Consider the following 24,481-nt stretch of genomic DNA (forward strand, 5'->3'; position numbering starts at 1 on the left):
TCACCCCCTTGGAGTGGTATATTCCGGCAAACCATTAATGAAATCACTAACCTTTTTTATCGCCTGTGACATATTTTCGGTATTTATCGATAAGTCATAGGCATCACTTGGTTGATCAGGATATTTATATAATGGATCGTAATACCTGTGTAACAAATAACTTATTACTTCTTCCGCATTGCCCGCTGCCAGTTCCTGGTTGAGCCGGGCAACATTATTTTTCCCCAGATACTTTGTCAACCGGGCTATGGCCCCCTGCAAAGCCACCAAATTACCGGGCCCGCCCACTGCATAATCCTTAATTATCCGCTGCACCCGCACATTAACCGGGGCATACAACAATATCCTATGCCCCTCTTGCATGTTATTGAGCACCGCATCCGGAACATATAAACTGCCCAGTCTTTTACTCTCACACTCAACTAAAAATATACCGGTTTTCTCAGCCCCCCGCAATTCCCTCTCTATTAATGCCTCAAACATCTTTTGTTTGGGTGATGGGGGTTGTCCAATTTTACCAAATACAGACCCCCTGTGCCTGGCCAGTCCCTCCAGATCAAGCACAGGATACCCCATATCTTTCAATGCCAGTAATAAATCGGTTTTCCCTACCCCGGTTAAGCCATGGGTCACCACTGCCCGTAAAGGTAATTTTTCCCGGTCAAAATATGCCACAACCAGCCGGCGGTGGGCTTTGAATCCCCCCACTATCCGGTAAACCTTAAATCCCATGGCATCTAAAATACTTCCGGCAAAATGACTGCGGTCGCCGCCGCGCCAACAAAAAATAATTACTTCTTTATCAGGGGCTATGCTTTGAAATGATCTTATAAAAACAGGTAGCCGCGGGGCCACAATTTCCATGGCCAATTCCCTGGCCTTACCGGGTCCTTGATTTTTATGCACCGTGCCCACCAGCGCCCGCTCAATGTTATCCAACAAAGGTATATTATAAGCACCGGGTATTGTGGCTTCAGCATACTCCCCGGGTGAACGCAAATCGACCATGGGCACATCCGCTATTTCATATAAAGCTTGATGTATATCTACGTTTATATACATTAATTATCCCTCGGAGAATGAAAAAATTAACCCGAATTCAGTTTATCATTCGGCACAAAAAACCATAATCCTCTTTTCATTTATCATTCCCCGCCTGGGAACCCGATACATCATAAAAATAACTATTATATTCATCCTTTGTAATCAATACCGCCCGGGGCTTGCTCCCTTCATATCCTCCCACATAACCTTTTTTCTCCATCATATCCATCAACCTGGCGGCCCGGGCATAGCCGATATGCAAACGGCGCTGCAGTAACGATATGGAGGCATGGCCGGTTTCCACAAAAACCTTTACCGCCAGCGGCAGCATATCATCTGAAATTTCCTGTACATCACCGGACTGAAAAACCTCACCGGTAACTTTGTCATCATACTCCGGTTCCGCTTGTTGTTTCCAGTGACGCACTAAAAGTTCCAATTCCCGGTCCGATATATAGGCTCCCTGAACTCTGATAGGTTTACCCGCTCCTATGGGATAATAAAGCATATCACCCCTACCCAGTAGTTTTTCCGCCCCACCCATATCCAAAATAGTTCTGGAATCAATCTGGGACGAAACAGCAAAGCTGATTCGTGATGGTATGTTGGCTTTAATCAGCCCGGTAATAATATCCACCGATGGACGCTGGGTTGCCACCACCAGATGAATACCCGCCGCCCTGGCCATCTGGGCCAATCGGCATATGGCGTCTTCCACATCTGCGGGAGCCACCATCATTAAATCCGCCAGTTCGTCAATAATTATCACCAACAGCGGCAACAGTGGTTTATTTTGCTGCCGCATTAACTTATTGTAACGGGCGATATCGCGCACTCCGTAACCGGCAAATAAATCATAACGATATTCCATTTCCTTTACCGCCCAGCGCAATGATGTGGCTGCTTTTTTAGGATCGGTAACCACCGGGGACACCAAATGGGGAATACCGTTAAATGCCGCCAATTCTACCATCTTGGGATCAATAATCATGAATTTCACCTGTTCGGGGGTTGATTTAAACAAAAACCCGGCAATCATTGTGTTTAAACAAACGCTTTTTCCTGCTCCGGTAGCCCCGGCAATCAGCAGATGTGGCATACGGGCAAGATCGTCCAAAACAGGTTTGCCGGTTATATCCTTTCCCAAAGCTATGGTAAGCTGTGATGAAGATTTTTGATACTCCATCGATTCCACCAGCTCGCGCAGTAGAACTGTAGCAATTTCACGGTTTGGCACTTCAATGCCCACCACAGCTTTGCCCGGTACCGGTGCTTCTATGCGTACATGGGAGGCGGCCATACTTAAAGCAATATCATCGGATAAACCGACAATTCGGCTAACTTTAACTCCAGGAGGGGGCTGAATCTCATATCTGGTAATGGCGGGTCCCCTGAATACCTGTATAACTCTGGCCTTTATACCGAAACTACCCAGTGTCTCCTCAAGTACTTTAATATTCTCGTTAATATCTCGATTATCCCTGTTTGCTTTACCCCGGACAGACTTGGCCAATAGGGATACAGGGGGCAGGTGATAACTTTTTTTGGATTCCGTCTGCTCAGGCGATATTATTTTACCTGTTTTTGAGGCAGCTTCCATCATTTTATTATCACCAGGCTGCTTTACCGGACGGTAGTAAATTACATTGCACTTTTTCTCTTCTGGTCCAGGGGTTTCAACTGTATAGTCAATTTGGTTCTTATGCTGTGCATCGCATTGACAATCATCACAATCCGCGTCGGAAGCAACAACCCCCCCGTCATTACACCGGTCAACAATCACGGGGTAATCCTCCGGCAACTCTTCAGCTTCATTATCCTTTGTAAAAAGAAAGTCATCCACTATGTGTACCGTTTTTTTTACACCGTTTTCCATCTTGCGGGTTATGCTTTTAAATAATTCCACCAAAGGTTGGTTGGTGGATAACAGCAAACCCACAATAAACATAGTGGCCAGTATAATATATACACCGGGCTTGCCAAAGGACTTAATCAAAATAAAATAAGTAACCCCGCCGATAAAGCCACCACCATCCCCTTGCCACCCGGCCTTAATGATATAATCCACCGGGATGGGCAAGTGCAGGATAGTTAAAGCCACCACCGCCATTATTAACGCACCGTAAAAATTAACCGTTTTTTTAATTTTTTTCTTTTTTCGGCATAACATTTTATAACCGGCCACTGCCAGTAAAGCGGGAAATAAAAACCTTCCCTCTCCCGCGAGATGCATTAATGAATTGTTTATAAAACTCCCCGCCAATCCAACACCGGGATTAACTATACTGACCAATACCAGAATAGCCATGGCCAACAAAGTGACCCCAATAACCTCATATTTTAACTCATCCGGCATTTTTATCACACCTCCGCTTTATATATTAGGTTATTCCATATTTTACATTTAATTCCTTCCAGTATTATTAAAAAACTTGGCTCCACTTCAAAAAAAAACATCCCCAACCCTTGTTTTTTAAAGGTCGTGAGATGTTTATCAATTATATACGGCTTACCAAAATTAGCTGCTGGGCTTTACCCGGGCTCCCGGGTACAGGTCCGCACTTAAATAGTCCATGGGATCGGTACTTAAGAGCCGAACCAATTCCTCCTTGCCTCCCACGTTACGTACCAGCGCAGGTACCCCGTTAACGGTAGTTTTTCGCTCTGAACAATGAGTCATTTGTTCCAGCCCGGCCAAAACAAGCTCCAATTGCATCGGCGTATAGAGAATCATTGCAGGAGCACCTCTTTTCCCGACTTCCATTCCTCAACCAATCTTTTTAACTTATCCATAGCCCGGTGTATACCGCCCACCTCATTAATCAACCCGCATTCCACCGCCTCCTGACCGATCAGGACTGTGCCGATGTCCCTGGCCAATTCCCCGGTACGAAACATCAGTTCTCTAAACTTCTCCTGGCTAATACCGGAGTGTGCAGTAACAAAACGCACTACCCGGTCCTGCATTTTATCCAGGTATTCATAGGTTTGGGGAACACCTATAACCAATCCGTTCAAGCGAATGGGATGGATGGTCATGCTGGCGGTTTCAGCAATAAAAGAATAATCCGCCGCCACAGCTATGGGCACGCCTATGCTGTGCCCTCCACCCAGCACTACAGATACGGTAGGTTTGGATAAACCCGATAACATCTCGGCAATGGCCAGACCTGCTTCTACATCACCGCCTACGGTATTTAGCACCACCAGTATACCTTCCACATCCGGGCTTTGTTCCAGAGCCACCAACTGAGGTATCATATGCTCATATTTTGTAGTTTTATTCTGGGGCGGTAGTACCAAATGGCCTTCTATTTGTCCAACAATAGTTAAACAATGGATATTACTCTTTACTTCAGGCACCTGAGTGACACCCATCTCTTTAACTGTTTCCATGCTGTTTTTGCTTTTGCCAACCACCCTGGTCTTATCGTGGTTCGGCTCTTCATCGGGGTTCTCGGGATTTTGCGGGTTGGTTTCAGGGCCGGGCTGGGCCGGTGGATGATAAGGAAATATACCGGGTACTTCATCAAAAGATTGGTAATAAGACATTTAGTATCCTCTCCCGTTCTGCTTATTGATGGAAATTCCCCTTTAGTATGTATAAATAATGCAAAAAAATACACAGGTTTAAACCTGTGTATTTTTGGCAATTGTTATACTTCCATGATGATTGGTAAAATCATTGGCCTTCTCCTGGTTTTTTCAAATAAAAACTTGCTTAAATCGTCTTTTACCTGGGACTTTATCGATGCCCATTCCGATATCTTGCGAGCGGTACATTTATCCAGTGATAATTTGACCTTGTCCTTGGCTTGTTCCATTAATTGCTCGGATTCACGAACATACACGAATCCCCGGGAAACAATATCCGGGCCGGAAACAATTAAACCCGTATCACGGCTGATGGTTACCACAACTATTAGTATGCCGTCTTGAGACAGCTGGCGACGGTCACGCAGTACAATATTACCTACGTCCCCCACGCCCAGACCATCCACCAATACCCGCCCGGAGGTAACCCGGCCGGCAAAACGACCGCTACGCTTGGTAAGCTCCACCACCTGGCCGTTTTCGCCTACAAAAATATTTGATTCCGGGATGCCCAAATCTTGGGCCAACCGGGCATGTTTAATGAGCATGCGGTTTTCCCCGTGTACCGGCATGAAAAACTTGGGCTTAACCAAGTTTATCATCAGCTTTAATTCTTCCTGACTGGGGTGACCGCTGACATGGATACCGGATACTGCCTCATAAATGACATTAGCACCTAACTTAAAAAGCTGATCTATCACTCTGGCTACCAGTTTTTCGTTACCGGGAATAGGATTGGCGGATATGATAATGGTATCACCGGCCATTATTTCCACCTGGCGATGGTCACGGTTGGCCATTCTGGTAAGAGCACTCATTGGCTCCCCCTGACTGCCGGTGGTAAGGTAAACCACCTGATTTCTGGGTAACCTTGCAGCTTCGTCAAGTTCCACCAACAACCCGTCCGGAACATTAAGATACCCCAGATCGCAAGCGATGTTAACTACGTTAACCATACTGCGCCCGGCCACGGCCACTTTCCTCTTATAGCGGGCGGCCGTGGTTATGGCTTGTTGTAACCTGTGTACATTGGAGGCAAAGGTAGCTATAATAATTCTTTCCCGGGCTTCTCTGAAGGTATCATCAAAGGTTTGCCCCACTACCCTTTCCGACATGGTGTACCCCGATCTTTCCACATTGGTACTATCACTTAGCAAGGCCAGTACACCTTTTTCTCCTCGCTGAGCGAACCGGTAAAAGTCTATTACCTCACCATCCACCGGAGTTTGATCGATTTTAAAATCACCGGTATGGATTATTACCCCCACCGGGGTTTCAATAGCCAAGGCCACAGCATCGGGAATACTATGGGAAACCCGAATAAACTCCACCTTAAAGGGTCCTATTTGCACAATATCCCGTGGTTTTACGCAATTCAACCTGACGTTCTCCAAAATATGCTGCTCACGCAATTTACCGCCCAGAATTCCCAGGGTCAGCTTGGTTCCGTATACAGGAACATTAAGTTGTTTAAGCACATATGGCAGTGCCCCGATATGATCTTCGTGGCCGTGGGTCAGCACAATACCGCGTACAATGTTTTTATTCTCCAAGAGGTAGGTTATATCCGGTATTACTATATCGATACCCAGCAAATCTTCTTCAGGAAACATCAAACCGGAATCAATAACCAGAATATTTTCCCCGTATCTCACCACCATCATGTTCTTGCCGATCTCACCCAGTCCCCCTAAAGGGATCAAGGATACTTTTGGTTCACGCGCCATACCACACCTCCTAATATTGTAAACATTATTGTCTAGTAAAATGCAACACTTGGTGAGAATTAGGAGAAGGCGGGAAAATATTCTGTTTTCATAAAGTCCGTTCAGAACTCGTTAGCAATATTATACTTTATCTCATGCCCCATAACAAGGTTACTATGACGCATTTATAATATTATTTACCATAAAATACAAAATATAATACAAAAGGAAGCCCCGTGGGCTTCCCTTTAATTATTCCCATTATAAGCAAACTATACACACCAACAGGTGAATACTACCTAAAATGGTTTTTATCATATTATACAGCCTGTCTACAGCAGTTTGGCATCCGATAACACTTTTTTAATGTCATCTTTTTCAGCCTGGCTGGCTTCCACCAGTGGCAACCTGGGTGGGCCCACCTGCCACCCCAGCATACAAAGAGCCGCCTTAACGGGTACCGGATTAGTGGTTATAAACATACCTTTAAATACCGGAAACATGCTGCAATGTATTTTGGTGGCCATGGTCACGTTCCCCGAGGTGTAGGCATTAATCATTTCCTGGATACGTTGTCCAATGATATGCGATGCAACGCTGATAACTCCGCGGCCACCCAATGACAATATGGGTAGCGTCATGGAGTCATCCCCGCTATAAATGGCAAAATGATCAGGTAAAGAACGCCTCAGTTCACTGACCTGATCGAGATTGCCCGATGCTTCCTTAACAGCCACTATATTATCTATGGCAGACAATCGCACAATAGTATGAGGTAATATGTTTACCGACGTGCGCCCGGGAACATTGTATAGTATGACCGGCAAATTGGTACTGCCGGCAATGGTTTTAAAATGCTGGTACAGTCCTTCTTGGGATGGTTTATTGTAATAAGGACCCACCAGCATAACACCGTCAACCCCCACCTTTTCCGCTGCCTGGGTCAACTCTACACTGGCCGAGGTGTCATTCCCCCCCGTGCCGGCAATTACCACTGCGTCACCGCCAACCTCCTCCACCACTACACGAAAAAGCTTCACCTTTTCTTCCTTTGTCAGGGTAGGCGATTCACCGGTAGTACCGGAGACGACTAAACCGTCCGAACCCGATTGTACCAAGTAACGGGCCAATTTTTTCACTTGGTCGAAATTAATCGTCATGTCTTTATTAAATGGTGTTACCATGGCCGTTAATACTCGCCCGAAATCAATACCCAAATCTTTCACCTTCCTTCCAGGTTAACCACCCTGCCTTAATGAGCCAGTTTAAATTGCCGGTGCAAGGCCCTGACGGCGCTTTCCATATCCTCACGCCTAACCAGTACCCAAACAGTGGTATGGGAGTCATTACATTGCAATATCTGAATACCATTTTTGGTTATTGCTTCTACTATATCCGCTATAACCCCGGGCACCCCGGACATACCTGCACCCACCGCAGACACTTTGGCACATCCGGTAATTACTTCCGGCGCATAGCCGGCGTTTTCCAGCACTTTTACAGCTTTTTCAGCTATCTCATCCTGTACTGTAAATAAAACCGATTCAGGTAAAATGTTAATGAAGTCAATACTCACCCCGGCCAGTGCCAGAGCTCTGAACATGCGTCGTTGCTGCTGAAAGCCATCGGCACCGGAATTGACTTTTATTTGAGCTATGCCGGATATATAAGTTATTCCGGTAATTATACGATCCCGGGTAATATCTATAGAGCCCTTGTAAACTTCGCCCAGGCTGGTTACCAGGGTCCCCGGCCCGTCGGAAAAGGTTGGTCGAACTCGTAGCGGAATACCTTTTTGCATGGCAATCTCCACAGCCCGGGGATGTATCACCTTGGCCCCTTCATGGGCTAGATGACAAATCTCATCATAGGTAATGGTTTCTAGTGCTTTGGCCTCTGTTACAATGCGCGGATCTGCTGTCATAATACCTTCCACATCGGTGTAAATATCCACATAAGCAGCGTTTAAAGCTACCCCCAAGGCTGCAGCGGTGGTATCGCTACCCCCTCGTCCCAAAGTGGTTGTTTCGCCACCCTCAGCCACTCCTTGGAAGCCGGCTACCACCACCACATAACCTTCTTTAGCATATTTTATAATATTATTTGGCTGGACTTTCAAAATACGCGCCTGGGAATATTTATTATCAGTAACTATCCCTGCCTGAGCCCCCGTTAAAAAGACCGCCGGGCAACCCATGGTTTGCAGCGTTGCTGTCATAACAACCCCGGATATTATTTCACCGCAGGACATCAGCATATCCATCTCTCGTTCAGATGGTTCCCGGTTGGCTTGCTTAACCAGGTTAATTAAGGTATCGGTAGCATAAGGGTCACCCTGCCGTCCAATGGCCGAAACCACCACCACAGGCACGTAGCCCTCATTTTTAGCGGCAATAATCTTGCTCGCTACCCGTTCCCTCAGTTCGGGAGTTACCAGTGAAGTACCCCCGAACTTAAGCACCAAAAAATTCATTTACCTACCTCTTTCCAAGGCACCCGTATTTAATCACCAATTCTGCTATCTGTACCGCATTGGTGGCTGCGCCCTTGCGCAATTGGTCAGCCACCACCCACAAATTAAGACCCTTATCCAGTGAATTGTCTTCCCTGATCCGGCCTACAAATACCTCATCTTTACCGGATGTATAAAGGGGCATAGGATACTCTTTGTTCGACGGGTTATCCTGAACAATCACCCCGGGGAAATTGGCCAAAATTTCTTTGGCTTCCTTTGCGGTAATTTTACGTTCTGTTTCTATGTTAACAGATTCCGAATGGCTGCGGTAAACCGGGACCCGTACAGTTGTGGCGGTTATACCCACTGTGTCATCATGTAAAATTTTATGGGTTTCCTTTACCATTTTCCATTCTTCTTTAGTGTAATCCATCTCCTGGAACACATCAATATGCGGAATCAAATTAAAGGCAATTTGATATTGAAACTTGGACGGAACTACCTGGCCGCCGTCCAGGGCGGCCCGGGTATGATTGGTTAATTCCGTAATGCCTTCGGCCCCGGCACCGCTCACTGCCTGGTAAGTGGAAACAACCACCCGCTTGACACCTGCAGCATCATATATCGCTTTGAGGGGCACCACCATAATAATAGTTGAGCAGTTGGGATTAGCTATAATACCTTTATGTTCCTTGACATCCTCGGGATTGACCTCTGGAACCACCAGCGGCACCTGCGGGTCCAAACGAAAATGACTGCTGTTATCAATAACCACCACACCCTTTTCAGCCGCCAGGGGACCAAATTCTGTGCTGGCCGCACCGCCGGCGAACAGGGCAATATCCATGCCGTCAAAGGAATCCGGTGTAGTCTCCTCAACAGTATAGGTTTTACCTTTGAAAAGCATTTTTTTGCCGGCGGAACGGGCGGTGGCGCAAAGTTTCAAATCACCCACCGGGAAATTCCTTTCGTCCAGAACCTGTAACATTTCCTGTCCCACTGCTCCGGATGCTCCTACAATGATTACTTTATAATTAGCCAAAATCTATCCCTCCATTCTTATATTCCACTATTCCACCGGCTTAGTAGAATTCAATCGTAGGCAACTAAAACAGGTTGAATTTGCTTTCCTTGCAAAGCATGTTCAATGGTATCTACCATTTTATTCATCATTGCTTTTAATGAATTTGGTTTACCGGCGGGGTTATCCTGGCCAAATGGAACCATGTATATATTTTTTACGTTTAAAAGCAAACCAATATTCCTGGCATTTAAACTAAGACCGTCATTGGTGGAAACGGCTATTACCACCGGCCGCTGGTTGCGCAAATGGGCTTTGACGGCCATCAGCACGGGGCCATCGGTGATGGCGTTGGCCAATTTAGCCAGAGTATTCCCGGTGCACGGCGCAACCACCAGCACATCCAGTAATTTTTCCGGGCCAACTGGCTCTGCATCGACGATACTGTTAATTATTTTCCGCCCGCAAATTTCTGTTATACGCTCTTTCCAGCCGGCGGACGCACCAAACCTGGTATCTGTTTCATCCACGGATGCACTGATTATAGGATATAATATAGCACCTTCATCAGCAACCCTTTTCATTTCCACCAACACTTCATCCAGGGTACAATGAGAGCCCGTTAAAGCAAATCCCACTTTGATACCCTCTAATCTCATTAACACATGCACCTCCTGGGTAAACCGGAAAACTAATGTCCTATCTTCTGCAGTAAAATACCGGGCACCACTCGGGCCAGGATCATACCGGCGGTTTTAGGTGCCACCTTGCCGGGTAAGCCGGGCGCCAATACCGCCTCAATCCCCAACTCCCGCGCCTTTACAAAATCAGTGCCCCCGGGAGCAGAAGCAAGGTCGATAATCAGGGTTGCCAAGGGCAGCCTTTGTAGTAAATCCTCATTAATAACCGGTGCGGGTACGGTATTGAATATTACATCAACGTCTTTCAAATAATCAGCTAGCTCTTTAAAATGGAGCGCCTTTAGTCCCATAGCCGTCGCTCTGGCCAACTGCGCGGGATCCCGGGCCACCACCGTGGTATCAGCATGCATGGCCGATAACAACTGGGCTAATGTTTGCCCGGTGCGGCCAAAACCCAATACCATTGCACAACTACCATGGATAGTGATGGGCAGCCTCTCCATAGCCATCTGCACGGCTCCTTCAGCGGAAGGAATCGAGTTGAGAATAGCCACCTCATCAAGACTCATTAACTCCACAAGTTCCAGATCATTTTTTATCAGCAGCTCGCGCAACGGTTTTCTGGCCATTCCTACTAAAACAGGTGTACCGGCTAGTAATTGTGAGAGCAGTTCCCCGGTTATTTTCGGCCTGGGTTCCAGGTATGCCGAGTGCAGCTCCATGTGTTCATTAACCCCGGGAACCGGTAATATTAAGGCCTGCACTCCGGCCAGGCATTCCTCCGGCTCCAGACAGGGGACAATATTGGGCTTTTCCACGGGTAACCCCAAAGTTTTAACGGTTGCCCCGGCATTGGCAAGTTGCTGTACCAGGATAACCTCTCTGGCATCGCCGCCCATTACGGCCACCGTCAGGCCTGTCAAAATCTGCATGGCCGACAAACCCTCCTCCAACCTCTTGTACTTACACCAATATATGAAGCGCCGGTTTTAGAGGTGCATGTATGAAATTGTTGATACAAGCTTATTCAAATAAAAGGTTTTCTAGACCATATACCACTCCTTCCAGGCGCAGCACCGCCCTAATGGCGGTTAACACGCCGGGCATAAAGGACTCCCTGGAAATAGAATCGTGCTTTATTGTCAACGTCTGCCCCACGCCCCCAAAAATTACCTCTTGATGGGCCACATAGCCGGGCAATCTGACACTGTGAATGCGTAAACCACCGGGCATTTTGCCTCCCCTGGCCCCGGTGATTTTTTCCTCTTCCATCTCCAAGCCCTGCTGAAAATCGCCCCGTTGCTCCAAAATCTTCTCGGTGGTTTTAATGGCTGTACCGGAAGGGGCATCCAGTTTCTGATCATGGTGCTTTTCAATTATTTCAACATTAGGAAAATATTTAGCAGCTTCGGCAGCAAATTTAATCATTAGTAATGCTCCTATGGCAAAGTTGGGCGCTATTATACACCCCAGGTGCATTTTTTGGGCCAGTTCGGAAACCCTGGCAAAATCATCCTCGGACATACCGGTAGTACCCACCACAGGACGCACACCTGCATTTAAAGCCGTAATGACATTGTCCGCCACTGATCGCGGGTTTGTAAAATCCACCATCACCTGGGCACCTGAAGTGGCCAGGGCTTCAGCCAGGTTAGAGGTTATTGTAATTCCCAAGTTCTCGCCGCCGAGCAGTGAACCGGCATCGAGTCCTTCGTTGTAAATATCAATTGCCGCGCATAATTCAGTATCGGGAGCGGCCAGCACGGTTTTTAATACTTCCCTCCCCATTCGCCCGGCCACACCGCTAATAGCAACTTTAATCAAAGTAGTATACCGGTAACCGTTAAGCAAATTTTTTTGCTAAATCAATTACCGGCTCCCCCCTTTCCATGGCGATTTAATATCTGTACAAATTTGCTTGTAAAAATTATTTTCTAATATCTCCCCAAGTATGTCAAGTTAAAAACCATTACTGGCCGAGTTTAGAAGCCCGTTAATGCTGGAGTTCCATATTTATCAAAAGTTATTTTAAATCCGCCGAACTGTCCCCGTCCCGGGGCATAATAAGTCCATGGGCCAATTTTCGGGACTGGTAATAAAAGTTAGCCGCCGGAGCACCCGAATGCTCTGTCACTACATAGTATTTACAACCTGCAGTATGGTAATTTATTTTCCACCCTAGAGATTGATTTTTGACTTCCAAAATAGTACAACCTCCTGCCCACATTATTTTTACTTTTCCCATGCACATCACAACGTCCGCCAGCCCTGTTTGTTTATATTTACGTTAACTTGACCGGTATCGGGATAGTCCTTTCTTTCCACTACGCCACTAAAAACAAAATAATCACTGCCATACTCTGATTCCACCAAACCGCTGGCCACCTCAAATTCTGTACGATTTCCCCTCATTATTTCAACGGGATTAAAGGGTTCGGCCAGTTTGAGATCAGCTGCAACGTCTTCATATATAGCCCACAGCATATTATTTAATTCATTGTCCGCATAGGTTACCGGCAAACCGATATCCTCTTTGGCTTCCCGCCGGGCGATCATGTGATTATGAGCATATAGTTTCTCGGTAAGATATTCCACAATGTTTTGCACCTGTTCGGCGGTTAAAGCTCCTCTGCGCAATCCAAGCATTTTATGGGCCAGTGAACGTATGAGCAGCCAGTTTCTTTGTACATTACCAAGGGCCAGGGGGTGAATTTTCTCCGCCAACAATAAAAAAGCCCGGGCCATGGTGCCTTCGTCATAATTGCCCATTTTTTCCGCAATTAGGGTCATATAAGAGTATACATCCTCGATGCTCACGGGTAATCTGGCTGAAGGGTTAGAGGGGTCCTGGGGGTTAAAAGCATTGATGATACTGGGATCAATAGGACCCAGTTCTCCCATTTTACCCATAACAATTTCATCAGCTCCCAGACATAGCAAAGTCCCGGCGCTGTAAGCTCTAAAGGGGACTAAAACAGAAAAATGCTCAGTATATTCGCGAATCAGGTTTACTAAACGCCACGGTGTCAGTACATCGCCACCTCTGGTATAAAGAATCAAATCCAACCGTGTCCTGTTACCAATAAGCTCCAGGTGCCTGTAAATTACACGCACCACATCCGGCGCAATTCTTGTACTCACATTTTCCCTGTCCCCAGTAAAATATAACAATACAACCGAGCCTCGCTTACAGCCTATTTTTTTTAATAAATCAACTCTCTGCACCCGAGCCATAAGTTACCTCCCCGTTTTGCATTTATTATGGCCCATAGTACTTTATAATATAGAATTTACGCAAAAATAAAAAAATCCGTGCCAGTGACGGATTTCATATCAAATACTTGCCATACCTGGGAATGGCCTGGTCCAATTCTACAATAATCACCTCAAAACCAACCTTTTTTACCGATTCCCATGGTATAATCAATTCTTGTTTTTCGGCAAACATACTTAAAACATTACCTTTGCGGGGCAAAATAATTGACTTTATTTGTCCCGTTTCGTCGTCGATGGCTAAATCGGTTTCTCCAACTACCCCCAACCGGGCGCCATCGTTTATATTGATAATTTCTTTACCCGCCAATTCGCCCAGTCTCATTTTACTCCGCGCCTCCCCCAATTATAATCAGTATCTCCTTCTCAGGAATAATCGCATAGCAAAGGGCTGAATGATGGCCAAGGCTATGGATAGTGCGGCCAGCGGTTCCAGGGAAACACCGCTAACCTGAAAGGAACGTGGTATCTGCAACTCCAGGAAAGTCTGCATTAATATCAAAGAAAGGTATATACCGCCGGCCGTGCCCACCATACCGGTGATGGCCTGGGATAAAGGGGACGACTTGGCCTCTCCTATGACATCCCAGTTTTTATCCCGCATCGTTTGCCATCTAATGCGCTCGCGCACCGATATGACAATTAATAATACAATAACTAAAACAAAGACCAGCGCACTGATTTTCATATTATCACCTCCCGTACCAATTTATATTAACCTGCTAGTTAAATATTCCTTATTTTTTGTTATCCATTTTAACAACATTACCCCCGGGACAGGCAAATAAAAAAGACCGCACACACGGTCTTATTTATCTGCCCGTTGACCCAAAACCCCCGTCAGCCCTGTCCGACGCGGTCAACTGGTCGGTATAAGCAATTTCAACATGAAAGCATGGCACGAATACCAGCTGGGCGATCCTGTCACCCGGCTTTATTTCATAAGGCTCTTCACCGTTATTGTGTATAGCACACTTTATTTCGCCCTTGTAATCGCTATCAATTACTCCCACTGCATTGGCCAGGGTCAGTCCGTATTTGCTCGCCAGGCCACTGCGGGGAAAAACCAAACCCACCACATTATCGGTTGGTATATCCACCGCCAGTCCGGTGGGAACCAGCACTCTTTCCTGCGGCGCCACAACCAGGGATTCCTTTATTGAAGCGGCCAGGTCAATGCCGGCAGCCCCGGCAGTGGCATAAGCCGGCTCGGGTATGGTAACACCTATGGCGCTGTTTAACTTTTTAAATTTCACTTGCACATTCCCACATCCTCACTACCATTAACCTTTACCAACTATCTCCCTTAAAATATCACCATCATCCCAAGGCCCCACACTGGCCAGGCAAAAATTTTCCGGTTTCAGGACCGTTCTGGCCAACTCTTTAATATCATTGTCCGATACCGCCATAATCCGGTTCACTATTTCATCCGGTGACACAACTTTGCCCAGATACATTTGGGATTTACCCAACCGGCTCATCCTGGTGCTGATACTTTCCAAACTAAGTAGAAGATTGCCCTTTAACTGGTCCTTGGCCCGCTGTAATTCCGGCGGAGACACTCCCTTTGACTGAATGCTATATATTTCTTTAATGATTAATTCCAGAGTGGACCGGACATTTTGTTTACTTAATCCCGTATAGATGCAGAACAAACCGGAATCATGATATGAACTGTGATATGAATATATAGAATAAACCAGCCCGCGCTGTTCCCTGATTTCCTGGAAAAGCCGGGAGCTTAAGCCCCCACCCAAAATAGTATTAATAATTTGGAAAACATATATCTTTTCATTATCCAGGGCTAATCCCGGTGTGCCAAGGCAAATGTGCACCTGCTCGGTATCCTTGGTTCTGCAAACAGCCCGGCGGGCGGGCTCGGGTAATGTATACAGCCGTTCCTTTTTAGCCCCGGTTAATTTCCCAAAGGTGTCGTTTAATGCACCAATGACCTGTTGATGATCAATATTACCCGCCACCGAAACCACCATATTACCAGGGCTGTAGTACTTTTGATAAAAGGAAATTATTTGCTCCCGGGACAGTCCCTGTACAATTTTTTCATAGCCAATAATGGGTCTGCCCAGCGGGTGGGATTGCCAGATTGTGCCGGCAAATACATCGTGCACCAGCTCATCGGGAGCATCCTCGTACATTTTTATCTCTTCCAATATAACATTTCGCTCCCGGTCAATATCAACCTGATCAAACCGGGAGTGCAACAGCATATCACCAAGCAGTTCCACGCCCAGCGAAAGATGCTCATCCAACACCCTGGCGTAATAGCAAGTGTATTCCTTGGTTGTAAAGGCATTCAACTGTCCGCCTACAGCATCCAAGGCCTCTGCTATATCCTTGGCGGTACGTTTCGATGTCCCCTTAAACATCAAATGTTCAATAAAATGTGATATACCAGCCAACTCATTACTTTCATCCCGGGATCCTATATCAACCCAAACCCCTATGGCCACCGATCGCACATGCGGGATATTCTCCGTCAGCACTTTAATTCCATTAGCCAGTTCGGCTACTTGTATCACGCATTTACCCCCTGTTACTCAAAAGTATCCATTACCAATTACATTTGTATAACTTCTTGTTTTTCAATAAAAATCCTTGTTTAATAATAATTATTTTTTATCACTTTAGATAATATAGTTACCTCAGCAGCCTTTGCCATAAAGAACTCTTTTCAATGGTGCAGCCCGCCACAATATCAGTTACACCAACTATTTCGCCGTTAACCAGTACATGCATCTTGCCCACAGGTTGCCCTTCATATACCGGAGCACTAATACTACGCAGCAATTGCACCCGCTTCTCCAGCCGGTCCGTTCCGTCAACCCGCAAATTAACTGTTATATCATCCAACGCCTTAACCGGTACCGTACCGGCAATCCCGCCGGCAACATTAACCCGGTCATATATTGCTCCGGCGTAAACAGCCTGTACGGTCTTAAAATGCTCAAAACCATAATCCAACAACCGGGCGGCATCTTCAAAACGGTCATTACCATTTAAAATCACCGCCACCAGGCGCCTGTCCCCCTGGGTGGCAGAAGCCACCAGGCATTTGCCCGCGGCCACGGTTGTACCAGTTTTAACACCGTCAGCCCCGGGGTAACGCCAGAGTAGTTTATTTGTATTTTGCAAGTAATGATATAAACCACCCGGCCCTTCAATTACTTGGGTACGGGTTTTAACAATGCGGCAAAAATCCGGATTGTGCAATGCATAACGGGCTAATAACGCCAGGTCGCGTGCGGTGGAATAGTGGCCGGGTGCTGGAAGACCGTTGGTATTGCGAAATCGGGTGGTTTCGGTACCAAGCAGCACCGCCTTTTCATTCATTAAAAGCACAAAAGCTTCCTCTGTACCGGCCACATGCTCGGCAATGGCCACACAAGCGTCATTACCGGAGCGAAGCATGGCGCCATATAACAGCTGTTCCAAAGTTAGCTTTTCGCCTGGCTCAAGATACATGGATGATTCTCCGACTGCGGCGGCCCGGGAACTAACGGTTACAGTGCTTTTAGCGTCTGCAGCCCCGAGGGCCACCACCGCCGTCATTATCTTGGTGGTACTGGCCATGGGCCTTGGCTCCCGGTGGTTTTTGCCATAAAGTATCTGACCGCTACTTACATCCATCAATAGAGCCGACCGGGCACTGACCTGCGGTTCATATTGCTGCTTAGTATTGGCCTGAACAAACGGGGTATCAATAAGCGTGAAAAATAGATAAGCAAATAAAACTAAAGGTAAGGTAAACCTACCGAAGGACAATGGGACCACCTCGTTCAGGGTTAATAGTCACTAGATAGGTTTTCCCACTAGCCTTCGTTTTTATTAACAGGCAATTGTTTCAACATCTCTCCAACCGTGATCAATTGGTATCCCTCTTCTTTTAACCCGTCAATAATGCTGGGAAGGGCATGCACAGTGGGTGCTGTTGGATGCATAAGCACAATGGCACCATTTTCCGTTTTATTTAATACCCGTTGGATGATAACTTCCGGAGCCGGGCGCTGCCAATCCACAGTGTCAATAGTCCAGAGTATCGTATGGTAGCCCAACTCCCGAGCAGCCTCCAATACCGCGGGACCTCTTTCCCCGTAAGGAGGAGCGTACAAACGCGGTTTTTCGCCTGTTATACCATATATAACCTTTTCTGCTTTAGCTATATCCTGTATATTCTCCTTCCGTGATATTTTGTCAGGATGCGGGTGGGAATAGCCATGGCTCCCAATCTCATGGCCCCGATCATATATTTCCTTAACCAATCCGGAAAACTTTTCCGCCCAGGTGCCACCGATAAAAAACGTCATGGACACATCCTTTTCTTCTAGAACTTCCAACATGCGGCCGATATATTCCTCGCCCCAAAACACATTACATGTCAGCGCCATGGTCTTATTGTTTTCATCGCCCTGGTAAATAGGTTCAACAGCAATAGCGGCGACATGCCCCCGGGTAAAGTGGACCGATAATATAATGGCTATGATACAACAAATTATAAAAAACCCTGCAACCCGGCGAAAGTTAATAACAATAAACATGTTTTTCCAAATATGCTTTTCCTCCCTGCCTGCAATATTTTTCATAATACTTATGCATTAGATTGAATGAACATGCTTTATAAAAAAATAACCGCCTCTTATAGGCAGGTCATTTTAATCAATCCACTTTAGATACGTTCAAATAAAACTACCTTGGAATGCCTCCACCATAACTCCGGTCGTTCAAAATCAACACCGTTATCCAATCTACACAGTGACCATTTATTGGGCTCTTTGAGCACCCGACTCCGCCAACCCGGGTTATCGCCCCAAATTACCCTGTCCTCTTCACCTATCAATATATAAGCCGCCACTGAGCTGGTAGCCCTGAAATCACGAGTCCAGTCACATCCCTGGGGCATCCAGCTGCAAATCACCAGCTGCGGTTTGTATTTTACCAGCGCATCACAATAGTCCATATTTTCCGGCTTGAAAACATTGTATCTAGGTTCTTTGCCAGGCGGCTCGGCGTAATTATCCACGGCCTCCAATTTTACTCCCCGGCTGCGCAGTACAGCTGCCAAATCGCCGTTTCCAGCTCCCACCTCCAAAATGGGATGTAAACCCAATTTTTTAACTTCTGCAGCCAGAGCATCATTAAACTCTCTGTTTAATATTTGATAAATGCCAAAGGTGTCACAATAGGGCTTGAGCAGAGATAAACGACATATGACGGCATTATCGCGCCAGGCCGCTTCGGGGTCATACTTTACCGGGCAGTCGGTAAAATTGTTTTTCATCCATTGTTTTTCCTGATTGATTTTCTCCTGGACACTTTTGTAGCCAAATAACTCCAAAGACACTAAGCAAACCTCCCATTCACACCGGGTCATACTGGCCTCAAATGCTACTTTGTCTTCAGTGTAAAACCAAGTTTACAAAAAATAAACCCCTATTTTTTTCAGGGGCGTAACCGTTTAGCTTGTTTTATAATTTTGTTGCCGGCGCTGGTTGCGCTGGGAACGCCTATTATCCCTGGGTTTTTCCATACCCTCGGGTGCCGGTATTAAATCTTTATGGGACAGTTTTAATCTCCCCTGGTTATCGTAGCCAATAACTTTAACCTCCAGCATATCTCCCTCTTTGACTACATCCTCCACTTTATTAACCCGCTCGTGGGCCAGCTGGGAGATATGCACCAGGCCATCTTTGCCCGGCAGTCCCAACACCCCGGGAATTATTTCCACAAAACACCCGAAGTCTGTTATTTTAACCACTTTGCCTTTATAAATCTGCCCGCTTTCCACATCCTTGGTTAGCTTTTCAACAATGGATAATGCCTTGTAACCGGCATCCGGGTTTACAGCGGCTATAAACACCCGGCCGTCATCTTCAATATCAATATCCACTCCGGTTTCTTCGATAATCTTTTTAATTATTTTACCGCCTGGTCCAATCACATCCCTAATTTTATCCGGGTCAATAACAGTTTGGATAATTCTAGGAGCATAGGGAGACAAATCAGTTCTGGGTTTATCAATCACTTCCAGCATCTTTCCCAGAATGTGCATTCTACCCTCATTGGCCTGATTCAGGGCAATTTGTAATATTTCCCGGTCAATACCGGCTATTTTTATATCCATTTGTAATGCAGTAACACCCTTGGCGGTGCCGGCCACTTTAAAGTCCATATCTCCCAAGTGATCTTCAATGCCTTGGATATCAGTTAGAACTGCAAATTCATCGCCTTCTTTAATAAGCCCCATGGCCACACCAGCCACCGGTGCCTTTATGGGCACTCCGGCGTCCATAAGGGCCAAACAGCTGCCGCAAACGCTGCCCATTGAAGTTGACCCGTTACTTTCCAATACCTCGGACACAATCCTGATGGTGTACGGAAACTTTTCCTCAGGGGGAATCATTGGTTCCAGGGCACGCTCAGCCAGTGCACCATGACCAATTTCCCGGCGGCCGGGCGAACGCATCGGTTTGGTTTCCCCGGTGCTGAATGGTGGGAAGTTATAATGGTGCATGTATCGTTTGGTTTCTTCAATACCCAAGCCGTCAAGTATTTGTTCCTCTGATATAGCCCCCAGTGTTACAACAGAAAGTACCTGGGTTTGTCCCCGGGTAAAAAGACCCGAACCATGTGTACGCGGTAAAATACCCACCTCAACACTAATGGGTCGCACCTCGTTAAGGGCCCTGCCATCAATACGTACCCGGTCAACCAGAATAAAACGGCGCACCAGTTTCTTTTCTACGTTTTCTATAACGCTGACAATGGCCTTTTCTTCTTCGGGGTATTGTTCCAGTAATTCCTCAACAAGTTTATCCTTTACGCCATCCAGTAACGCTTCCCTTTCTTTTTTGGATAGTTGTTTGACAATGCAGTCCTGTATGGCTGATCTGATTTCATCGGAAACTTTTTGTGTGATAATACTTTCCAGCTCTTCGTCGACAACCATCAATTCGGGATTATACTTCTCTTTGGCCAAACCCATAGCCAGCGCCTCGGTGCGAAAATCTTCAATAAACTTCACGATCTCCCGCACCTTTTCATGTCCAAAAACAATAGCCTCCAGCATATGGTTCTCGGGTACTTCTTTAGCGCCCGCTTCCACCATCATCACGGCTTCTCCGGTACCGGCAACCACCAAATGCATGTCACTCTTCTCTGCGTCGGCTATGTTGGGATTAATAATAAGCTTATTATCCACCCGCCCCACAATAACACCGCCGATGGGCCCGTTAAACGGAATTTCTGAAATATGCAGGGCGGCTGATGCCCCTACCATGGCAGCCATTTCCGGTGGGTTATCTTTATCCACCGATAATACCAAAGCAATAACTTGCACTTCATTACGCATACCTTTGGGAAACAGGGGACGTATGGGCCGGTCAATTAACCGCGCCGTCAAGGTTGCCTTTTCACTGGGCCGCCCCTCTCTTTTAATAAAACCGCCGGGTATTTTGCCCACCGCGTAAAGACGTTCTTCGTAATCGACAGTGAGAGGAAAAAAATCAATCCCTTCTCTGGGCTGTTTGGCCATAGTGGCATTAACCAGTACCACGGTATCACCATAACGAACCAAAACGGCCCCGCCAGCCTGTTTGGCCACCCGGCCTGTTTCTATGGTCATTTGTCTGCCACCAATGTCAATGCTTTTACTTAAAATTTTTTGTTGCTGCATATCCTGCTTTTATTCCGGCCCGAAAAACACCGAACCGGTAGACCTCCTTCCTCATCCAGTCAAGCTCTATTTTAGACTGGCATTTTACTATAATCATAAAAAAAACTCTTTCTACACATTTAGTATTATATCCTGCCTAAAATATAAAAAATACATTGATATTTTTATTACTTGTATAAAATGTAAAAAGCGGGTATATATACCCGCTCTATTTGCGCAACCCCAATTTTTCGATTAACTCGCGGTAACGATTAAAATCCCGGCCTTTTAAATAATTCAACAAGGCCCGCCGTTGACCAACCATTTTCAAAAGTCCACGTCTGGAATGGTGGTCTTTTTTATGGATCTTGAGATGCTCTGTAAGGTCGTTGATCCGCCTGGTCAATAAAGCCACCTGTACTTCGGGTGATCCGGTATCGCTCTCATGCAGCTTAAATCTGTCGATAACGGACTGTTTATCCGGCACCGATAATGCCACAGGGTTCACCTCCTTTATTTTGTAATCGCTGCTAGCCAAGCTAATCGCCGGAGATAAGCGAGTTCCCTAGCTAACAGTTCTTATTTACCTATCACGGTAATAACCAGCCGCCCGCTGGATATATCCTTGGCAACAATGTCAAACATGCGCCCCGATTTTGCAAAAAAACCCCTAAAACGGGTTGCTGTGGGTATGCGACCCGGTATACCATTGGAAGCGGCTATAATATCAGCAACCGTGATTTTATCCTGGCGATAATCACGTAATCGCTTGCGCGCGTGTTCAGTAATAATTACGTTCATTTCCATATTACTTTAGTTTGCCCCGGATTTGCAGGTTAGTTCATCTTCTTCCTGGGCCAGAAATGCATATAAAGCATCCTGGAAAGCCGCTATTTGTGCATCTTCCTCGGTGCTGGCCTGCAAATATATTTTTTCCAGTTCCTTTTTTAAACTTTGAAAATCCTCACTTAGACAAATCAGTGCAATATGGTTTAACCATCTTTTAATCTCTTCTTCCGGCAAATCGATCTTGGGCACCCCCATAAACAAAACGTCTCCCTTCAATTTTTATGGGACGTTTATCGGCTGGGTAACAAAACCGTATTTGATTACTTACTCATTGTAACATATTCTACCTGGCAAGTAAACTTATCAAGATGAAGAATCGCTCACAGGCCCCACTTCAAACTTTCCATACCCGGCACCGGCGCATCTATACGAGCTTCAAAAATGTCTCTTTGAATTTGTTCAATTAATTCACCTGCTGAGTTAAATCTTTTCTCATTGCGCAGCCGCCTGATGAAATACACTTTTATCGCTTTGCCATATAAATCACCGTAAAAATCCAACAGATGCACTTCAATGGTTCTGACAAAGGAGTTACCGTGAAAAGTAGGCTTGACACCTATATTGGCCACTCCTCCCCAGGCATAACCATCTACATCGACTTGCACCGAATATACTCCGTTGGCAGGTACCAGTAAATTATCATCTACTGCCAGGTTGGCTGTTGGAAAGCCCAGGGTTCTGCCGCGCCTTTCGCCACAGACAACCGTACCCTCAATCACCGGGTTATACCCCAGATATTTCTTAGCCTCGGATATTTCCCCGTCGGCCAGTAAGCTTCTTATTAATGTACTGCTCACCGGTTGGCCGTCTATAGTAACCGGTGGCAAAACCTGCACGTCAAAACCCAGTTTCTTACCGTACTCCGATAATAATTCCGGATTGCCCCTGCCCATATAACCAAAGGTATAATTATAACCCACCAAAACAGCACGTACCCCCAGTTGTTTACATAATACCTGCTCAATAAAATCCTCCGGGCTTAAGCGGGCGAACTCCAAAGTAAATGGTATCCACAGCAGCACCTCAACCCCCAGTTCCGCAAACATATCCCTTTTCACATTGGGGGGTAGTATCAATGGGGGCCCACCTTCGGGCTTCAAAACCGCCAGAGGGTGGGGATTAAATGTAAAAACAGTGGGCGTTCCGCCAACTGCTCGGGACTTGACCAACAAATTATCAATCAGCCTGCGGTGTCCCAAATGGATGCCGTCAAAGTTGCCCAGCACGACTATCATATCTTTGTGTTTATCCTTTAACCCTGTCAAGTCACTGTAAATATACACTGCTGATACAACCTCCACATCAGGTGTTTATGCCAATACTTTAACCGGTTGAAGCATATATTGCTCCCCTGTGCCGGGGGGTTCCTTAACAACCGCCAGGGCGATTAAACGGCCTGCACTCTCCAGGCGGACCAACTGCCCGGCGGTAAGCTTTTGCGCCAAGGCAAAGGTTGGCCGCTTAATACAATTGCCACAGCTAACGGCTTTTACCTGCGCCCCTTCAATGGCTACTGCGGGCAGGTGTTCCAGCGCCTTTCCCATGGAAACCATCAGTGTTTTTATGTCCCTCCCCGCCAGCTCAGACAATTGTTCCAGAGTAACGGCGTCATCCAAGACAAACATCCCTGCCCGGGTGCGCAATAAAAAGGACATAAAAGCACCACAGCCCAATTTTTGGCCAAGATCATGACAAATTGTACGCACGTATGTACCCGCAGAACAATGAAGGTGAAAAATAGCGCTGGGGTATACCGGGTGGTGATGAAAAGCTACCAGCGCAATATCGTATATGTAAACAGAACGGGGTTTTCTTTCCACATCAATACCTGCCCGGGCCAGCTCATAAAGTTTTTTGCCCTTGTATTTGATAGCCGATGTCATTGGGGGCACTTGCTCAATCCATCCTGTGAAACTAGCTAATGCTTGCTTTATATCCCCAACCTCAATACCCTCCGCACCTCTGTCAGTTATAACCTCACCAAAGGAGTCCTGGGTATTGGTTGATTTACCAAAGGTTACCTCAGCACGATAGCATTTGTTGCCCGGCAGGTACTGTATTATTTTGGTGGCCTTACCCAGGCAGACGGGCAACACACCGGCAGCCCCGGGATCAAGGGTGCCCGTGTGGCCAGCTTTTTTTTGGCCGGTGGTTCTTCTAACAAAGCTTACCACGTCATGGCTGGTCATGCCCGGCGGTTTAAGGATGTTTATTATACCGTCCATA

The 24,481-nt window shown here is 46.4% G+C and carries 26 protein-coding genes; all 26 read right to left on the minus strand.

Annotated elements, in window-relative coordinates:
* On the minus strand, window positions 1-1,062 hold the full coding sequence (mnmH, locus tag LX24_RS00730) for a tRNA 2-selenouridine(34) synthase MnmH (protein ID WP_166510221.1): 1,062 nt from the start codon (window positions 1,060-1,062) through the stop codon (window positions 1-3).
* 76 nt (window positions 1,063-1,138) lie between these two features.
* A complete protein-coding gene (locus LX24_RS00735) occupies window positions 1,139-3,400 on the minus strand; it encodes an FtsK/SpoIIIE family DNA translocase (RefSeq protein ID WP_166510222.1) in 2,262 nt (753 codons plus the stop codon).
* A 162-nt stretch (window positions 3,401-3,562) separates the two neighbouring features.
* Window positions 3,563-3,778 (minus strand): YlzJ-like family protein, encoded by a 216-nt coding sequence (locus LX24_RS00740; RefSeq protein WP_166510223.1) that lies wholly within the window; start codon window positions 3,776-3,778, stop codon window positions 3,563-3,565.
* Complete coding sequence (locus LX24_RS00745; protein ID WP_166510224.1) at window positions 3,775-4,596, minus strand: ClpP family protease; 822 nt, start codon at window positions 4,594-4,596, stop codon at window positions 3,775-3,777. Before LX24_RS00745 ends, LX24_RS00740 begins: the two co-directional genes overlap by 4 nt.
* Before the next feature lie 104 nt (window positions 4,597-4,700).
* Entirely contained in the window at window positions 4,701-6,365 is a 1,665-nt protein-coding gene (locus tag LX24_RS00750) for a ribonuclease J (RefSeq protein ID WP_166510225.1), read from the minus strand.
* 311 nt (window positions 6,366-6,676) lie between these two features.
* The gene (gene dapA, locus LX24_RS00755; RefSeq protein ID WP_166510226.1) at window positions 6,677-7,561 is read right to left on the minus strand and encodes a 4-hydroxy-tetrahydrodipicolinate synthase; all 885 of its coding nucleotides are present in this window, start codon (window positions 7,559-7,561) and stop codon (window positions 6,677-6,679) included.
* A 35-nt stretch (window positions 7,562-7,596) separates the two neighbouring features.
* The gene (dapG, locus tag LX24_RS00760; RefSeq protein WP_166510227.1) at window positions 7,597-8,817 is read right to left on the minus strand and encodes an aspartate kinase; all 1,221 of its coding nucleotides are present in this window, start codon (window positions 8,815-8,817) and stop codon (window positions 7,597-7,599) included.
* 4 nt (window positions 8,818-8,821) lie between these two features.
* Window positions 8,822-9,841, minus strand: coding sequence for an aspartate-semialdehyde dehydrogenase (locus LX24_RS00765; RefSeq protein WP_166510228.1), 1,020 nt, complete (start codon window positions 9,839-9,841; stop codon window positions 8,822-8,824).
* A gap of 50 nt (window positions 9,842-9,891) precedes the next feature.
* The gene (locus tag LX24_RS00770) at window positions 9,892-10,479 is read right to left on the minus strand and encodes a dipicolinate synthase subunit B (protein ID WP_166510229.1); all 588 of its coding nucleotides are present in this window, start codon (window positions 10,477-10,479) and stop codon (window positions 9,892-9,894) included.
* A 32-nt stretch (window positions 10,480-10,511) separates the two neighbouring features.
* Window positions 10,512-11,393: a dipicolinate synthase subunit DpsA gene (gene dpsA / locus LX24_RS00775; protein ID WP_166510230.1), complete on the minus strand. Its 882-nt coding sequence runs from the start codon at window positions 11,391-11,393 to the stop codon at window positions 10,512-10,514.
* Between the two features lie 91 nt (window positions 11,394-11,484).
* Window positions 11,485-12,285 (minus strand): 4-hydroxy-tetrahydrodipicolinate reductase, encoded by an 801-nt coding sequence (dapB, locus tag LX24_RS00780; RefSeq protein WP_166510231.1) that lies wholly within the window; start codon window positions 12,283-12,285, stop codon window positions 11,485-11,487.
* Window positions 12,286-12,484: 199 nt separating this feature from the next.
* Window positions 12,485-12,664 (minus strand): hypothetical protein, encoded by a 180-nt coding sequence (locus tag LX24_RS00785; RefSeq protein ID WP_166510232.1) that lies wholly within the window; start codon window positions 12,662-12,664, stop codon window positions 12,485-12,487.
* Window positions 12,665-12,711: 47 nt separating this feature from the next.
* Window positions 12,712-13,602 (minus strand): SDH family Clp fold serine proteinase, encoded by an 891-nt coding sequence (locus LX24_RS00790; protein WP_243131547.1) that lies wholly within the window; start codon window positions 13,600-13,602, stop codon window positions 12,712-12,714.
* Window positions 13,603-13,789: 187 nt separating this feature from the next.
* Window positions 13,790-14,059 (minus strand): YlmC/YmxH family sporulation protein, encoded by a 270-nt coding sequence (locus LX24_RS00795; RefSeq protein WP_166510234.1) that lies wholly within the window; start codon window positions 14,057-14,059, stop codon window positions 13,790-13,792.
* 27 nt (window positions 14,060-14,086) lie between these two features.
* Window positions 14,087-14,422, minus strand: coding sequence for a hypothetical protein (locus LX24_RS00800; protein WP_166510235.1), 336 nt, complete (start codon window positions 14,420-14,422; stop codon window positions 14,087-14,089).
* Window positions 14,423-14,546: 124 nt separating this feature from the next.
* On the minus strand, window positions 14,547-14,996 hold the full coding sequence (gene dut / locus LX24_RS00805) for a dUTP diphosphatase (protein WP_166510236.1): 450 nt from the start codon (window positions 14,994-14,996) through the stop codon (window positions 14,547-14,549).
* Window positions 14,997-15,017: 21 nt separating this feature from the next.
* The gene (locus LX24_RS00810) at window positions 15,018-16,277 is read right to left on the minus strand and encodes a M16 family metallopeptidase (RefSeq protein WP_166510237.1); all 1,260 of its coding nucleotides are present in this window, start codon (window positions 16,275-16,277) and stop codon (window positions 15,018-15,020) included.
* 118 nt (window positions 16,278-16,395) lie between these two features.
* Window positions 16,396-17,520: a D-alanyl-D-alanine carboxypeptidase family protein gene (locus LX24_RS00815; protein WP_243131549.1), complete on the minus strand. Its 1,125-nt coding sequence runs from the start codon at window positions 17,518-17,520 to the stop codon at window positions 16,396-16,398.
* A gap of 47 nt (window positions 17,521-17,567) precedes the next feature.
* Window positions 17,568-18,338 carry a polysaccharide deacetylase family protein gene (locus tag LX24_RS00820; RefSeq protein WP_243131550.1) on the minus strand — a complete coding sequence of 257 codons (771 nt, stop codon included), beginning with the start codon at window positions 18,336-18,338 and terminating at the stop codon, window positions 17,568-17,570.
* A gap of 83 nt (window positions 18,339-18,421) precedes the next feature.
* The gene (locus LX24_RS00825) at window positions 18,422-19,096 is read right to left on the minus strand and encodes a class I SAM-dependent methyltransferase (protein ID WP_166510238.1); all 675 of its coding nucleotides are present in this window, start codon (window positions 19,094-19,096) and stop codon (window positions 18,422-18,424) included.
* Between the two features lie 114 nt (window positions 19,097-19,210).
* Complete coding sequence (locus LX24_RS00830) at window positions 19,211-21,427, minus strand: polyribonucleotide nucleotidyltransferase (protein ID WP_166510239.1); 2,217 nt, start codon at window positions 21,425-21,427, stop codon at window positions 19,211-19,213.
* 208 nt (window positions 21,428-21,635) lie between these two features.
* The gene (gene rpsO / locus LX24_RS00835) at window positions 21,636-21,905 is read right to left on the minus strand and encodes a 30S ribosomal protein S15 (protein ID WP_166510240.1); all 270 of its coding nucleotides are present in this window, start codon (window positions 21,903-21,905) and stop codon (window positions 21,636-21,638) included.
* An 80-nt stretch (window positions 21,906-21,985) separates the two neighbouring features.
* The gene (locus tag LX24_RS00840) at window positions 21,986-22,207 is read right to left on the minus strand and encodes a hypothetical protein (RefSeq protein WP_166510419.1); all 222 of its coding nucleotides are present in this window, start codon (window positions 22,205-22,207) and stop codon (window positions 21,986-21,988) included.
* 12 nt (window positions 22,208-22,219) lie between these two features.
* On the minus strand, window positions 22,220-22,450 hold the full coding sequence (locus LX24_RS00845) for a hypothetical protein (RefSeq protein WP_166510241.1): 231 nt from the start codon (window positions 22,448-22,450) through the stop codon (window positions 22,220-22,222).
* 125 nt (window positions 22,451-22,575) lie between these two features.
* Window positions 22,576-23,538: a bifunctional riboflavin kinase/FAD synthetase gene (locus LX24_RS00850; RefSeq protein ID WP_166510242.1), complete on the minus strand. Its 963-nt coding sequence runs from the start codon at window positions 23,536-23,538 to the stop codon at window positions 22,576-22,578.
* Window positions 23,539-23,565: 27 nt separating this feature from the next.
* Window positions 23,566-24,480 (minus strand): tRNA pseudouridine(55) synthase TruB, encoded by a 915-nt coding sequence (gene truB / locus LX24_RS00855; RefSeq protein WP_243131552.1) that lies wholly within the window; start codon window positions 24,478-24,480, stop codon window positions 23,566-23,568.
* Window position 24,481: the final 1 nt, after the last annotated feature.

The sequence above is a fragment of the Desulfallas thermosapovorans DSM 6562 genome (assembly GCF_008124625.1).
Taxonomy (GTDB): domain Bacteria; phylum Bacillota; class Desulfotomaculia; order Desulfotomaculales; family Desulfallaceae; genus Sporotomaculum; species Sporotomaculum thermosapovorans.